The 13,056-nt window shown below is 56.7% G+C and carries 14 protein-coding genes and 3 pseudogenes; 7 read left to right on the forward strand and 10 right to left on the reverse strand.

The window, feature by feature from the left end:
* Positions 1–10: 10 nt before the first annotated feature.
* The 3 genes from PY793_RS13250 to traA are packed head-to-tail and all read right to left on the reverse strand — an operon-like array spanning position 11 to position 3,688.
* Positions 11–280, reverse strand: a complete 270-nt coding sequence (locus PY793_RS13250; protein ID WP_275178471.1) for a Txe/YoeB family addiction module toxin — start codon at positions 278–280, stop codon at positions 11–13.
* On the reverse strand, positions 277–552 hold the full coding sequence (locus PY793_RS13255) for a type II toxin-antitoxin system Phd/YefM family antitoxin (protein WP_275178472.1): 276 nt from the start codon (positions 550–552) through the stop codon (positions 277–279). Before PY793_RS13255 ends, PY793_RS13250 begins: the two co-directional genes overlap by 4 nt.
* 52 nt (positions 553–604) lie before the next feature.
* Positions 605–3,688, reverse strand: coding sequence for a Ti-type conjugative transfer relaxase TraA (traA, locus tag PY793_RS13260; protein ID WP_275178473.1), 3,084 nt, complete (start codon positions 3,686–3,688; stop codon positions 605–607).
* 130 nt (positions 3,689–3,818) lie between these two features.
* On the opposite strand from traA, the gene PY793_RS13265 reads away from it, so the two are divergent.
* The 3 genes from PY793_RS13265 to PY793_RS13275 all read left to right on the forward strand — a co-directional run bounded on the left by PY793_RS13265 (position 3,819) and on the right by PY793_RS13275 (position 4,972).
* Positions 3,819–4,145 (forward strand): conjugal transfer protein TraD, encoded by a 327-nt coding sequence (locus PY793_RS13265; RefSeq protein ID WP_275178474.1) that lies wholly within the window; start codon positions 3,819–3,821, stop codon positions 4,143–4,145.
* Positions 4,146–4,209: 64 nt separating this feature from the next.
* A complete protein-coding gene (locus PY793_RS13270; RefSeq protein ID WP_275178475.1) occupies positions 4,210–4,476 on the forward strand; it encodes a conjugal transfer protein TraD in 267 nt (88 codons plus the stop codon).
* Complete coding sequence (locus PY793_RS13275) at positions 4,469–4,972, forward strand: Ros/MucR family transcriptional regulator (RefSeq protein WP_275178482.1); 504 nt, start codon at positions 4,469–4,471, stop codon at positions 4,970–4,972. The genes PY793_RS13270 and PY793_RS13275 overlap by 8 nt, the downstream gene beginning before the upstream one ends.
* A 30-nt stretch (positions 4,973–5,002) precedes the next feature.
* On the opposite strand, the gene PY793_RS13280 is transcribed toward PY793_RS13275, so the two are convergent.
* From PY793_RS13280 to PY793_RS14220, 4 genes and pseudogenes are all read right to left on the reverse strand, one after another.
* Positions 5,003–5,530, reverse strand: coding sequence for a helix-turn-helix domain-containing protein (locus tag PY793_RS13280; RefSeq protein ID WP_275178476.1), 528 nt, complete (start codon positions 5,528–5,530; stop codon positions 5,003–5,005).
* Positions 5,448–5,753 carry a hypothetical protein gene (locus tag PY793_RS13285; protein ID WP_275178477.1) on the reverse strand — a complete coding sequence of 102 codons (306 nt, stop codon included), beginning with the start codon at positions 5,751–5,753 and terminating at the stop codon, positions 5,448–5,450. Before PY793_RS13285 ends, PY793_RS13280 begins: the two co-directional genes overlap by 83 nt.
* Positions 5,754–5,889: 136 nt before the next feature.
* Positions 5,890–7,837: pseudogene (locus PY793_RS13290) on the reverse strand (Tn3 family transposase); the annotation flags it as partial.
* A gap of 39 nt (positions 7,838–7,876) precedes the next feature.
* Positions 7,877–8,377 (reverse strand): annotated as a pseudogene (locus tag PY793_RS14220) (DUF4158 domain-containing protein); the annotation flags it as partial.
* A gap of 139 nt (positions 8,378–8,516) precedes the next feature.
* Between PY793_RS14220 and PY793_RS13295 the strand changes: the two are divergent.
* Positions 8,517–9,101 (forward strand): recombinase family protein, encoded by a 585-nt coding sequence (locus PY793_RS13295; protein WP_010516174.1) that lies wholly within the window; start codon positions 8,517–8,519, stop codon positions 9,099–9,101.
* The gene (locus PY793_RS13300) at positions 9,098–9,877 is read left to right on the forward strand and encodes a helix-turn-helix domain-containing protein (protein WP_035979553.1); all 780 of its coding nucleotides are present in this window, start codon (positions 9,098–9,100) and stop codon (positions 9,875–9,877) included. The genes PY793_RS13295 and PY793_RS13300 overlap by 4 nt, the downstream gene beginning before the upstream one ends.
* Positions 9,878–10,104: 227 nt before the next feature.
* Here PY793_RS13300 and PY793_RS13305 read toward each other — a convergent pair whose 3' ends face one another.
* Entirely contained in the window at positions 10,105–10,353 is a 249-nt protein-coding gene (locus PY793_RS13305; RefSeq protein WP_275178478.1) for a hypothetical protein, read from the reverse strand.
* A 205-nt stretch (positions 10,354–10,558) separates the two neighbouring features.
* On the opposite strand from PY793_RS13305, the gene PY793_RS13310 reads away from it, so the two are divergent.
* Positions 10,559–11,146 (forward strand): DUF4879 domain-containing protein, encoded by a 588-nt coding sequence (locus tag PY793_RS13310; RefSeq protein WP_275178479.1) that lies wholly within the window; start codon positions 10,559–10,561, stop codon positions 11,144–11,146.
* Between the two features lie 34 nt (positions 11,147–11,180).
* On the opposite strand, the gene PY793_RS13315 is transcribed toward PY793_RS13310, so the two are convergent.
* Complete coding sequence (locus PY793_RS13315; RefSeq protein WP_275178480.1) at positions 11,181–11,591, reverse strand: hypothetical protein; 411 nt, start codon at positions 11,589–11,591, stop codon at positions 11,181–11,183.
* Positions 11,592–11,653: 62 nt separating this feature from the next.
* Complete coding sequence (locus PY793_RS13320) at positions 11,654–12,064, reverse strand: hypothetical protein (RefSeq protein ID WP_275178481.1); 411 nt, start codon at positions 12,062–12,064, stop codon at positions 11,654–11,656.
* A gap of 126 nt (positions 12,065–12,190) precedes the next feature.
* On the opposite strand from PY793_RS13320, the pseudogene PY793_RS13325 reads away from it, so the two are divergent.
* Positions 12,191–12,298, forward strand: a pseudogene (locus PY793_RS13325) (zinc-binding alcohol dehydrogenase family protein); the annotation flags it as partial.
* Positions 12,299–13,056: the final 758 nt, after the last annotated feature.

Genomic DNA, 13,056 nt, shown 5'->3' on the forward strand with positions numbered 1-13,056 from the left:
CGCTCCTCCCTCAGTAATGAAACCGGCACTGGGCAATCTCGATCCGCTGATCCTCCCCCGCACGCCCCTGAACCCGGTAGACCAGACGATGTTCTCCCGTAATCCTACGAGACCACCACCCGGAAAGCTGACCTTTCAGCGGCTCCGGCTTGCCCAGCCCCTGAAACGGATGCCGCCTTACATCCTCGATCAGGGTATTGATCTTCTCAAGAACCGCATTGTCTGACTGGAACCACGACAGATAATCCTCCCAGCCATCTTCGTGAAAAAATACCTTCACGCTGACGGCTCACCCTGCGGATCCAGAAGATCACGCTCAGTCACTGCCCCACGCTCCATGTCACGAACACTCCGCAACAGCCTCTCCGCGTTGCGCGGGCTGCTCAGAAGATGAACGGTCTCCTGCCAGCCGGAGAATTCTTCTTCCGACATCAGTACAACACTACCTTTCCCGGTCTTGCGGGTCACGACAATCGGCGCGCGGCTGTTTACGGCTTCGTCCAGATAGTGCGCCAGGTTCTGGCGCAGGTCGGTATAGGAAACACAGGTCATGGTCAGTCCTCCACCTCTACTATAACGTACAGTTTTCTGTACGTCTCCTGTTTTACATCCCCATATCCATGCCACGCGACCTGGACCGCGACAGGGAGTGCTCCCGCTGATGGGGATGCAGCCCGTGATCGAGCGTCGATCCCTTCCGAATGCCCAGCTCGCGGCTTTTCTCCCGCAGGATGGACTCAAGCTGCGCATCCCGCTTCAGCTCCTTCAGCGCCACACCTTGCTGCTCGCGGCTCAGACCGTCCCACGTCTTCACAAACCGCGCCGCCCGCAATTCCGGACTCTTCCGCACTCTGTCCTCGTGCTCCAGCCCCTCGACCAGCCTGCGCGCCCGTGCCGGCCCTTCCAGACCATACAACGCCTGCCGGATCTCCGGCTGATGCTTCAGCGCCGCCCGCAGATCCGCCTCACCGCCACGCCGGACCCGCTCCAGATCCCGCCCGGCCTCAAACAGCGCCTTCTTCTGGTGCTCCAGAACCGGCAGCTCCTGACGCACCATGCGCTCGGCATCCACCCAGGCCCGCGCATACCGCTCCACCGCCTGCTGAAGCGGGTCACTCCCCGGCACAAACCCGTCCAAGCCGGCCGGCACCTGCTCACGCTGCACACGCGGCAGCCTCAAACCCGCAAAGGGAGAGGCCGGAGCCTCACGCTCAACCTCACTCCTCCCCTTCCCGGCCTCAGCCTCCATCCTGGCCGACACGTCTTTTTCCACCGTGCGACGCCCCGGGCGCACGGACAGGTCCAGCCCGTCGAACATCCCGCGCGTCCGCTGCGCCGGTGCCGGAGCTGGCGTACGGACCGCTTCGGCCTGCCTGTCCTGCCGGGAGCCAGAGACAGCCTTGCCGCGCTCCACCACGATCTTGCTCTCGGGAACAGACAGCCCGCGCCGACGCGCAAACCCGACATCCCGATCCCCGACATGCGGGTAATCCAGCGTGGTATCTTTCAGCCGCTCGCGCGACAGCCGCTTCACCAGCCCGTCCCGGTCGCCCACATCATCACGACCCCAATAAACGGACACACTCTCCCGATGCCGCGACAGCGCCACATAGGCCCCATGCCGATCCATGCTGCCCGTCGCCAGCACATGCGCCCGATCCACAGTCACACCCTGACCTTTATGGATGGTCGCCGCATAGCCGTGATCGAGCGCGTCATACTCCCAGGTCCGTACTGAAACGATACGACCAGTTCCAACCCCATCAGGCCCATCAAACTGAACAGAAAGCATGAGATGATCCTCATCCATCCCATACAGTCCCCGCACCGTGCCTAGCGTACCGTTCTTCACCCCCAGGTCCCGATCATTGCGCAGGAAATAGACCCGCTCCCCGTCCGCGAACACCCGCTCGCCCTGAGCGGTCGGCACCAGAACATCCTCGCCCAGCTCACCCGCCTCCTGCCGAATGGCACGTGCCGCCTCGTTCAGCGCCCGCACATCGACACGCCGGTGCGCCAGCATGATCTGGCTTTCCTCTGGCGCGGCCTGACGGGCTTCATCCCACCCGGCCACCACCCCGGCCCGCGCCTCTTCCAGGGTCTCATGCCCGCGCACCAAGCCAGCCGCCTCATAGCGTCCCAGCGCCTCACCGGTGCGCCCGGTCGCCAGCTCCTTCGTCGCCGCCTGCTGCCAGCCTTCACGCTGTCGGCGCACCGTCGTGATCTCTACCGACCCAACCCGCTCGGCTACAGCCCGGAACGCACCCCCAGCCTCGATCGCCTGCAACTGCTCGGGATCGCCCACCAGCACCACCTTGGCCCCGGCATCGCGGGCAACAGACAGAACCCGCTCCATCTGCCGTGACCCCACCATGCCGGCCTCGTCCACCACCAGCACGTCCCCGCGCTCCAACAGGTCGAACCCGCGCGCCCACGCGCGCTCCAGGGAGGCCAGCGTCCGGCTCTCGATCCCGGACCCCGCTTCCAGACCTTCCGCCGCAATCCCCGATAGCGCCGCTCCTCGCACCCGATACCCGGCCTCTTCCCATGCTGCGCGGGCGACACCCAGCATGGTGCTCTTCCCCGTCCCGGCATAGCCCACCACGACGGACAGGTCGCGGGACTTCGTCACCTCCCCCACCGCCAGCGCCTGCTCGTCCCCAAGCCCGTCCCGCGCCATTGCCGCCCGACGCACCGCCAGCGGCAGCGCATGCCCCAGGGACTGCCCCATCGCGAGCGACGCCTCTTCCAGCCGCCTCTCGACCCCGATCATCTCCCGCGTGGAGAACCGCTCCCGCCCATGACCATCTTTCCCAAGTGCGACCAGCTCCGGACACGCCTCCACCCGAACCATGACGGCCGTAAACTGTTCAGCATCCGCCGTATGCCGGTCCACGAACCGCGCCAGGTCCTGCCGGGTAAACGTGCTCTGCTGCCGGGTCAGCGCCTCCAGCGCCACATGCGGTTCCGCCAGCAACCTCTCGCCATTGCGTCGCGCGATCTCCAGATGGTCGGTAATCCGTTCCGCATCCTCGCCACGCTCTTCCCGGCGCATCCCAGCAGGTCCGATCTTGTTCTGCGGCTCAAGGTCGATCCCCTGCTCGGCGAATGACCGATGGTCGATCCGCACATCCATATCCAGTTCGGCCAGCCGTTCATTGGCAAGAGACGCCCAATGCTCCCGCCACGTCAGCAGGAGTTCCTTGTCGTTCCACAGACGCTCTTTCGCACCAAACCCGTTCTCGTCTACTGACCGCGTGGACAGCATCACATGCGCATGGGGCTTCGCCTGTCCGTCTTCGCCAATATCCCAGTGCACATTGAGATCGGCCACCATTCCGCGTTCCACGAACTGCTCGCGCACGAAATCCCGTGCCAGCGCGATCCCCTGCGCCTGGGTCATTTCGCGTGGGATTGAAAACTCCACCTCACGGGCAAGCTGGGAATCCCTACGCTTCTCGATCGCTTCGACCTTATTCCATAGGGTCGCACGGTCAAGAAACCGCTCCGGCGCACCATCGGGCAGCAGGATCTCGGAATGCACCACGCCGCTCTTATTCGTGAAGTCATGGGCGCGGTCCAGGCGGTCGTCATGCAGGCGCGAGGCCGAGCGATAGGCCGCCGCTGCCACCGCGCTCCGGCCGGTGGCGCGGCTGATGACCTTTGCATGCAGGTGATAGATCGCCATGAACGCAATCTTATCACACCATTCAAGCGCACGTCACGCAGTGACGTATAAGCGCGCACTCACATTTTACTGCGCTACAGGCATTGATCTGTCCAGATGAGTGACGCGGTTCTTACGTGTGTGGTAGAGTATGGCACAGATTGCGAAAAACAGGGGACCGGAAATGCGCAGGCCACGGGACATTGATGCGGAACTGAAGGCGCTTCAGGAAAAGGCGAAGCAGCTTAAGGCCCAACGGACCATCCAGCTCGGTGAACTGGTCGAGGCGACGGGAGCCGATACCCTGACGATCGAGGCGTTGGCCGGAGTGCTGCTTGCAGCTGTCGAACAGGCGGACGGCAAACCCGAAGCCGTCGCGAGGTGGACCGAACGAGGGGAATCTTTCTTTCAGGCCGGCGGAAAAAAGGGCGGCCGGAAAGGAACCGGAAACGATCAGAGCGGAACTGCTAGCGCTTGAAAGACGGATCAAGAAGCAGGCAGCCCTGATCCATCGCCATCAGGCACGAAAGGCACGCACTGACATGCGCGACTGGGCAAAGGCGCGACGGGAACGAACCCATCATCTGATCGAACTGGGTGGACTGGTCCAGAAGGCAGGACTGGTCGATCTGACCGATGATGATCGTGCCACCCTGCTCGGAGCATTTCTGGATATTGCCGGACAACTTCAGGGCGGCAATGATACGGCTCCGATTGATCTGAAAACACGCTGGAGACGCGCGGGGCTTCATGCTTTCGATGCAGACCGTAATCATGACAGGACAAGAGGCGGAAACGACCATGACTGATATAGCAACACGATCATCAGAAACTGACACGTTGCGTGATCTGACAACACAGATTGTCGCCGCCTATGTCAGTAGCAACACTCTGCCGACCGATGCGTTACCTAGTCTTATCTCCACGGTGTTTCAGGCGCTCAGCAGCCTGGGACAGGCAACGACCGAAACACCGGATCTGGTGCCGGCCGTGCCCGTGAAAAAATCCGTCTTTCCGGATTATATTATCTGCCTGGAGGACGGAAAAAAACTGAAGATGCTCAAGCGCCACCTTCAGTCCGCCTATGGCATGACACCCCAGCAGTATCGGAAGAAATGGGGATTGCCGGCGAACTACCCGATGGTTGCTCCATCCTACTCGACACAGCGTTCCGCTCTGGCGCAGAAAATTGGACTGGGGCAGGCTGTCAGGACCGCACCGGACGTTGCTGAACCCGTTGAAGATCAGGTGCCCGTCACGCACATACCCGAGAAAAAACGCGGACGCAGACCAAAACAGGCATGAGTATTCGGGACAGACCGGACCTGTCGGAATCTACTTCGTATGGGCGTAGGCTTCACGCACGGCTTCCGGTCGATTGGCAATAGCCCGCAGATAACTTTTTGCAGCGGTATCTGGCGTACGTTCCCCGCTTTCCCACCCCTTGATGGTTTCCTCTTCCAGACCATACCAGAGCGCGAACTGTCGGCGACTGAGCTTCAGACGCCGACGGATCAGGGCCACATCCACATCGGCCTTGTGATCGACATGGATCGCCCTGATCCCGGCTTTTGCAAGGTCGGAGATAACCGCCTCGATCGTGTCAGTCATGGGCAGCAGAACGATTGCATGCCCTTCTGCCTGTTCCGAGGATTGCCTGATGAGGTCTTCCACTGTCTTCTTGGCGGCCAGCATCGTCAGGCCACGCCTGGACAACGCCATCGTGGCGGCGATGGAATTGAGATCCGGCCATTCCTCACGCGTCAGGGTCAGGGCGAACCTAGCGCGTGAACCGGAACGGACGCGGGATATGGCCCGGATAGGCCCCAGTCGTGCGAATTCCGCCTTCAATGATGATTTCATCGAGATCCATTCCTTCCAAAACGGCCTGTGCGATCGTTTTCAGATTGGCGAACCCAACCTCATTGGCTGTTGCGCCGTGGATATGAGCCTTGGCTAGCTTCATGAATCCTTGGAATCGATCGACACTGAGTTCAGCCATGACCATCAGAACGACACCGGGAGCCTGAATAACTAGGGTTGCGATCGGATCATTGCTTTGGTCATCGTCCATTTCGAACGACACGTCTTCGACTGTCCACCGTGGCCTCATACTGAATTATAGGGCCATTGACCCTATAATTCAAGAAGATCCTGTCTTGATGAGGCCATCGTGTGGATGGTACGCTAAACAACGTTTGGCATGAACAATAAAGGAACGATCAGGCGGCACGAGCCTGTTTCGACAGATTGAGCGTCTTGCGGCCCGCAGAAGCTGCGGCTTTGTCCCAGAGGAAGTCTCCGGAAAAGGCGATGTGCTCCCATCCCACCGGGGAAGTATGCGCCAGCAGGTCCTCCGGGACGACCGCCGATGTTGAGCGCAGATGTGTGACGGCGGTTTGCAGATAGACTGTATTCCAGTAGACGATCGCCGCGATGACGAGATTGAGGCCCGACGCCCGGTATTGCTGGGCTTCATGGCTGCGGTCGATGATCCGTCCCTGGCGGAAGGTATGGATTGCCTGGGTCAGCACATGCCGCTGCTCGCTGTTGTTGAGCCCTGCCTGACATCTCTGCCGCAGATCAGGGGTTTCGAGCCAGTCGAGCATGAACAGAGTGCGCTCGATCTTGCCGATTTCCTGGAGTGCGACGTCGAGCCGATTCTGGCGCTCATAGGCAGCAAGCTTGCGCAACATCCTGGAGGGCGCGACATGCCCGGCCTTGATTGATCCGACAAGCCGCAGCACGTCCTCCCATTGTTCCCGAATGATGTCGGTGCAGATGGTTTTGCCAAGCAGCGGGCTGATGGAGGCATAGGAACTGGCCGGTGCGATGGACGCCAGGCGTCTATCCGGAAAGTCGCGCAGGCGTGGGCAAAAGCGAAAACCCAACAGGGCGCAGAGCGCGAAGACATGGTCGGTGGCACCACCCGTGTCGGTATAATGCTCGGTGATTTTAAGCCCCGTTCCATGATTGGTCAGGCCGTCGAGCACGTATGGCGCTTCGTGTGTCGCAGCCGAGATGACCTTCACATGGTATGGGGCGCGCTGATCAGACACATGCGTGTAAAAGCTGAACCCATGGTCGACGCCATAGCGGGCATTGACGTCTCCGCCTGAGGCACCGCGCTTGGCCCCGCGAAAGAACTGTCCATCGGAGCTTGAACTCGAACCCTCACCCCAGATGCGGGAAAATGGCAGACGATGGTGAGAGTCGATGAGGATAGCCAGCGCCTTGCGGTAATTTTCGTCGCGGACGTAAGCGTCGTGGGTCCAGAAGAGCTGATCACGGGTAACGCCGTGACTCGCGGCAGCCATGCGTGACAGCCCCAGATTGGTAGCGTCCGCCAGAATGGCAGCAAGCAACGCGTTCTCGTGGGGGCAGGCTTCGCCCGTGCGCAGGTTGGTAAAGGCGTTCAAAAAACCGGTGGCCTGCGCCACCTCGTGCAGCAGCTCCGTGATGCGGATTGGCGGCATCAGGGCGTTGAGCTGTTGCGCCAGGTCTTCCGCCTTGGGAGGCGTTGTTGCGCGTAATATAACGCTCCGCAGCGGCTGTCAGAGGATCGAGGTCGGCAGTCCTGGCGATCGCCCCAACCTCTGACCTTGCTTTCAACAGGGTCGCCCATCCGACCGTGGCATCCAGAGTTTCCATGGGATCTCTGCCGTCGCTGGCCGCCTCGGCCAAGGCATCGATGGTCGCCTGAAACAGGCGCATCAGGCGTGCGACGTTCTTCGACGTTGCCGAAAAGCTGCGGGCCTTTGTGTTCCGTGCCCGGGTAAAGATGCTGCCGACCAGCTTGTCAGCCATGTCCAGGGCGCTGTCCGTTAGGCGTTCCTCAGCATCGATCAGGAAAGCGACGAGCGTGGCGTAACGGCGTGATGGCGTGTAGCGCTCGATCATCGAGGCCGGAGATATCCGGCCTTCCCGGACGTATTGGTGAAAACGGTCGATGTGAATGCGCTTGGCGACGACGGGATCAATGCCGATCTGTCGAACCTGTCTCAACAATTCCAGAATGCGCTTGATGTGATCCGGCTTGACGGCAACCGGTATGGTCTTGAGCGAGGCAAGTTGGCTGATGCTCCCTTCAGGCGTTGTGGCGAAAAGCCGATCCAGCGCCATGACCTGATCGCCTGCGAGGCCCTGCGTTAACGCCTGCGCGGTCTTCCGTCGGGCCCGCGCCCGTCCCGCAATGCTGGCGCGTTCGATGGTTGAAATCGAAGGGAGTGCGATTTTGGCATGGCGTAGCGCGTCCATCACGGCCCGGACGATTACGATGCCGCTGTCCGTGGCCCAGGCTGCGTTTGCCGCAGCCTCGATCATGAACGGGATATCGGCTCTCTGGGGCGCGCGCAGGCCAAGGATCGTCATCAGATCGCGGGCATGATCGGTCATCGTCTGCTCCCGCGCGGCGTAATCGGCGAGGTCGCTGCCGGAAAGCTCAAGTTGGTCTGCCACGAAGGCGACCAACGCGGATGGCGTCGATCCGACATCCTGCACAAACTGAGCCAGTGTTGTTCCCGGGTGCCTGAGTAACGCCAGTTGCACCGCAACGCCCATCTGGGTGCGTCGCCTGCGCCGGGAACCGATGATATCCAGATCCGATGGCTCGAAAGTGTAAAGGCGGACCAGACTGTCCCGGTTTGTCGGGATGGCGAGCATCTGATCTCGTTCCTGGGCTGTCAGCAGGTGATGTTTGAGCCTGGTCACGCTGTTATTCCGTCCACAAAAGGTCAGTCTCGGCTATGGACAGCGGAGAGTAAAGAGACGCATTATGTGGACGGATATTGTCGATCCGGAATGGTCATTCACTCAGTGTCCACAGAACGGTCGTTTGGGAGACGGTGCCATGGGCGGCATTCTGGGATACGCGCGTGTCAGTACCGGTGATCAGGATGTGGCCGGGCAGCGTATGCGATTGGAAGAAGCCGGTACGATCCGTGTGTTCACCGATGTGATGTCGGGCAAGAGCATGGAGCGACCAGGACTGGACGAGCTGCTGGAATACGCACGCAAGGGCGATACGCTTGCGGTTGTGCGGCTCGACCGCCTCGGTCGTTCACTGGGAGAGTTGCTGACAACGGTGACCATGCTCCGCTCACGCGGAATAGCGTTGCTCAGCCTGGAGGAGAAAATCGACACTTCCTCCGCAGCCGGAGAGCTGATCTTCCACGTCTTCGGCGCCATTGCGCATTTTGAGCGGCGACTGATCTCAGAACGTACACGCGACGGGATTGCAGCGGCGAGAGCAAAGGGCAGGCTGCCGGGGCGGCAGCCGCTCGACAACGACAAGATCAGCGCGGCGCTAAAACTTATCGCGGCGAGCGTGTCGCCGACTGAAGCGGCGCGTCAGCTCGGGATCGGGCGATCGACTGTCTATCGCGAGATGAAGCGTCTTGGCGTCGCGCGGCCGACACCATCGGCTGTATCATGACAACAGACGATCAAGTGGTTCTCAGCGCGCGCGAGAAAGAAGCTCTACGTCTGCTTCTGGTCGGCCATGACGCGAAATCCATCGCCAATACGCTTGGTCTGTCGGTGCACACAATAAATGACCGCCTACGCGATGCGCGGCGCAAGCTGGGCGTTTCGAGCAGCCGTGAAGCTGCCCGACGTCTCGCCGAGATGGATGGGGGCACCCCCAATAATGTCGGCCCCAAAGAAATTGGGGGTGCCGAAGCAACTTCTTCGGTGGATAGAGCCAAAGAGCCAGCACCGCCGCGATCGTCGGGGCATCGCCTGGCGTGGCTTACCGGAGGAATGCTTATCATGTCTCTTATCATTGCGGCCGCAGCGCTTTTGACCATCAGCGGGCAGGACGACGCCCGGGTTTCCGCCCAGAATATTTCGACAAGCATTGCCCGTCCTGCCGAAACAAAGGCATCGGCCGATGCCCGCAAATGGGTCGAATTGCTTGATGAAGGGCAGTGGGATGCAAGCTGGCAAGCCGCAGGCACACTGTTCAAGGCAAAGATCACCCCGGCGCAGTGGGCCACTACGATCCAGTCTGTACGACAACCGTTGGGACGCCCGTCATCACGCACTTTCCAAAGCGTGATGCAGACAAAAACGCTGCCGGGCGCGCCAGCGGGTGACTATCAGATCATTCAGTTCCAGACGCGTTTCGCTAACAAACCCAACGCGGTTGAAACCGTCGTACTTTCGCGTGAACAGGCATATTGGCGCGTTAGCGGATATTTCATCCGCTAACTTCCGTGCTGCTTGCCGTTGTTCAACAAAGAAACAGCGGCTTGCCCTCAGGCAAGATCACGCTACCCAGACGTTCTTCTACTGTTCATGCTAAACGTTGTTTAGCGTACTTTCCACACGATGGCCTCTTGATATCATTATATGAAATGCGGGCATCCGCCCAGTGCAGACGTAAATCCGAGATCAGTCTCGTGATCTTCCCGGAAACGTCTCTCCGATAAACGCCATTATCCCTCAAGTTGGTGAACCGGGTGCTGGAAACAGCCCGTAAGGCCATGGAGAAGGCGCAGGAGCTGTTCTCTGGTCTTGAGAAAAAGGCCCGGCTGGCGGTCGGTCTGGCCCGGAAAATCGGGCAGCGGATGAAGCAACAGCGGGAAGCCGAACGCCAGAGGCAGGAGCTGGCGCGTCAGGCCGAGATCAAACGTCAGCAAGACATCCGGGCGGCCGAACAGGAAAGACAGAAGCAGCTCCAACAAGAGTTGGGTCGATCCTTGGGCCGGTCACGAGGACGGAGCAGGGGGCGGCCAGATATGGGGTTTTGATCACAAAATTGGATTAATGAGTTATGTCATTGGTTTATTCGAAAGTTAGAGAATATTCTGTGAGTGCGGTCATCGTGCAGGCGCTGTGAGGTCGCCGCCATTAAAACAAGGCCAGAACTGGCAATGTTTGGAGTGATTGATGATGAAAGAATCGGTCCTTAAAATATTTGTCTTGTCGTTTGTTTTTGGAATGCCCATGCTTGGACCAATAGCTGTTCGAGCTGAACCATTAAGTGGGAAACAAGAAATATCTTTAATTAAATCAATAGAGCCCTTTGAATTAAAAGGAACAACATTAGGAGTTATAAAAGAGAAAACAGTAAATATTCAAGTCAGAAGCATCGCTCCACCTCTAACAGATATGTGGGTATATGCAGTTGCTTCAAGTAATTGTGGCGTTGAATATATGACAGTTAAGCATCAAGCATCAACAACGTGCGATCATGGTGGAGCGATGCTACGAATTGCTGTTATAGAAGTTGGATATGGCAAATCAACGTATGCATCTATGAATAATACGGAATTACCGAAGTCGAATAATTATCAGACAATACCGATGTGCGTAAAAAACAACCAATATTATTGGCCGTGTGACACTGGAGATAGTGTTGTTGGATTTGTGAAATTGTGGAGTGCTGATGGATATCAGGGAGGGCTATTTAAAAATGTGGATATTTCGGCAAATCCTCCGGTTCAATCATTAAGTACGACCATAAACATAAAATAATATTTGAGCATGGGGATAGAAATTATCCCCATACTCATGTTGTAATGTCTACATTGTTTTTTTGATTATTTTTCATAATATTTAATGCTTTTTCAAGAAGTTTTAAACTAGTCAAATCGTGATTAGATTTTGCGCCATCCAATCCGTTTTCAACTATACTGAAAAAATCAACTTTTTTGTTAAGATTTAAATTATAATCTCCAGAAACTGGAATATCTAATGACATAAACATAAATGGACTGGCATCATCAAGTGTCATTTTCCCAGATTTTATTTGTTCATTGGACCAATCTCTAAGATCTTGTCGTGACATATTTGTAAAATCAACTGTAGTGAAATTGGATGGAAATACAGTTTGATTAACTTCTACTTGTGAAGATTCTGTTTTTTGTGATGAGATTTTTTTCTGAATGTAAATAGATGGTGATACTGAGTTGACTAACATTATTATTCCTCCAGAATATTCTATAAAAATGGTAACCAGGTGAGTCGTTTTGATTCACCCAGTTAAGCTATTATTGAGCGATTTTGAGAGGTATGCACGTCATTTTCTTCAAGCGTTTCTCTCAAAGATTTAAGAGAATCAATGTTATCTTTGACATTAATCGTGCCATATTTTTTTTGATAATCCAGCATTGAATCAATCATCGAATACATATTTGTTGATTCAGCAACCTGCTTTCCACCATTAACACCTATAAATGCATACCCATCCATTAAAGCCATTACTACGCTTTGATGGAGAGAGATTTTTCCTTCATTCCCCAATTCTAGTCTTGCGGATTCCATTTCTTGAGGGGTCATATTACTGAAATCCAGATTAAGAGATGGGGTGTTCTTAGCTCTGGAGCCGTTGTCCGGCAGGTCATACGTGATGTTAGTGTAGCCACTGACTTTCATAGTGATAACCTCAGACATGAAGAGTTATTACTCAGTATTCTGTAACACGAGTTAAAAATCAATGATTGGATCGAGAAAGAAGTTCACTTTCCAGAGCTTCAATACGTCCTTCTAGTTCCAGCCAGTCATGAAAGGTTGGCTTAACATCTGTCAGAAATCATCGAACTTCTTGCGTCCCAAGAACATTTCGGTCTGATTGATGATCCGGCTGATCTCAATGCTGTCCCTCTCAAAAAGAAAAGCCTGTCCCTGTAATGGGAACTGATGTTCACCCGCTCACTGTTCGGAACGGCAGACATCAGCGCGTAACGATCCCCGTTTCGTCTCCACAGTGTTTCCTTTGAATTTCGCGCTGGAATACATCCATGATTGCGGTAAGCCCTCTGGGAGGGGCGTACAAGGCGCAATTCCCATTACAGGACAATAAACAGCTACCACGCAGGATAATGCCTGCACGGTCATCCTGTGGCGTCTGGAAGGCATGTTGCGACACGTGAGCCGCCGAAAGATCGCCTGAACGCCGGTGTGTCTTAAGCAGATTGCGGTTTTGCCCGGTTCTTCTGGTGTTGCAGGCGTCGGGCGAGCGCGGAGCGGGAACCCCGTAGGGTGCCGAAGGCGCTGACGCGGGAAAGGAAGGTGCTGATGGAGAGACGATGCGGAATGCATCGTCAGATTATGATTTCGCGCCGTAGGCGTGTCCGTTTAGCGCAGCCCTGAAAGGGCGAGCAGGGGGATGCCGGGTGGGAGATCGTGCTATGCACGATCGGGGCGGCCGTAGGCCGCGAGCCGGCGGGGGCGTAGCCCCCAAGAGGCGGTGCTTGGGTTCAATTTTCTTGGAAGTTTTCGGGAATAAAAAGTTATCCACAGTTTTAGAGTGTTTAATAAGTGTTTTAAATAGTGTTACGGTTTTTCAGAGACAAAATAACACATTGAATAATAACAATTTTATTGTCTGATTCTATTGTCTTGTGAATCCACTATGACGATAAACTGAATCCACTATGACGATA

Source organism: Acetobacter fabarum (assembly GCF_029069195.1).
Taxonomy (GTDB): Bacteria; Pseudomonadota; Alphaproteobacteria; order Acetobacterales; family Acetobacteraceae; genus Acetobacter; species Acetobacter fabarum_A.

Coding starts and splice junctions, on each gene's coding strand:
- PY793_RS13320 (WP_275178481.1), bottom strand. CDS start 12,064: ATGTCTGAGGTTATCACTATGAAAGTCAGTGGCTACACTAACATCACG.
- PY793_RS13265 (WP_275178474.1), top strand. CDS start 3,819: ATGGCACAGATTGCGAAAAACAGGGGACCGGAAATGCGCAGGCCACGG.
- PY793_RS13255 (WP_275178472.1), bottom strand. CDS start 552: ATGACCTGTGTTTCCTATACCGACCTGCGCCAGAACCTGGCGCACTAT.
- PY793_RS13275 (WP_275178482.1), top strand. CDS start 4,469: ATGACTGATATAGCAACACGATCATCAGAAACTGACACGTTGCGTGAT.
- PY793_RS13295 (WP_010516174.1), top strand. CDS start 8,517: ATGGGCGGCATTCTGGGATACGCGCGTGTCAGTACCGGTGATCAGGAT.
- PY793_RS13300 (WP_035979553.1), top strand. CDS start 9,098: ATGACAACAGACGATCAAGTGGTTCTCAGCGCGCGCGAGAAAGAAGCT.
- PY793_RS13310 (WP_275178479.1), top strand. CDS start 10,559: ATGATGAAAGAATCGGTCCTTAAAATATTTGTCTTGTCGTTTGTTTTT.
- PY793_RS13270 (WP_275178475.1), top strand. CDS start 4,210: ATGCGCGACTGGGCAAAGGCGCGACGGGAACGAACCCATCATCTGATC.
- traA (WP_275178473.1), bottom strand. CDS start 3,688: ATGGCGATCTATCACCTGCATGCAAAGGTCATCAGCCGCGCCACCGGC.
- PY793_RS13280 (WP_275178476.1), bottom strand. CDS start 5,530: ATGAAATCATCATTGAAGGCGGAATTCGCACGACTGGGGCCTATCCGG.
- PY793_RS13315 (WP_275178480.1), bottom strand. CDS start 11,591: ATGTTAGTCAACTCAGTATCACCATCTATTTACATTCAGAAAAAAATC.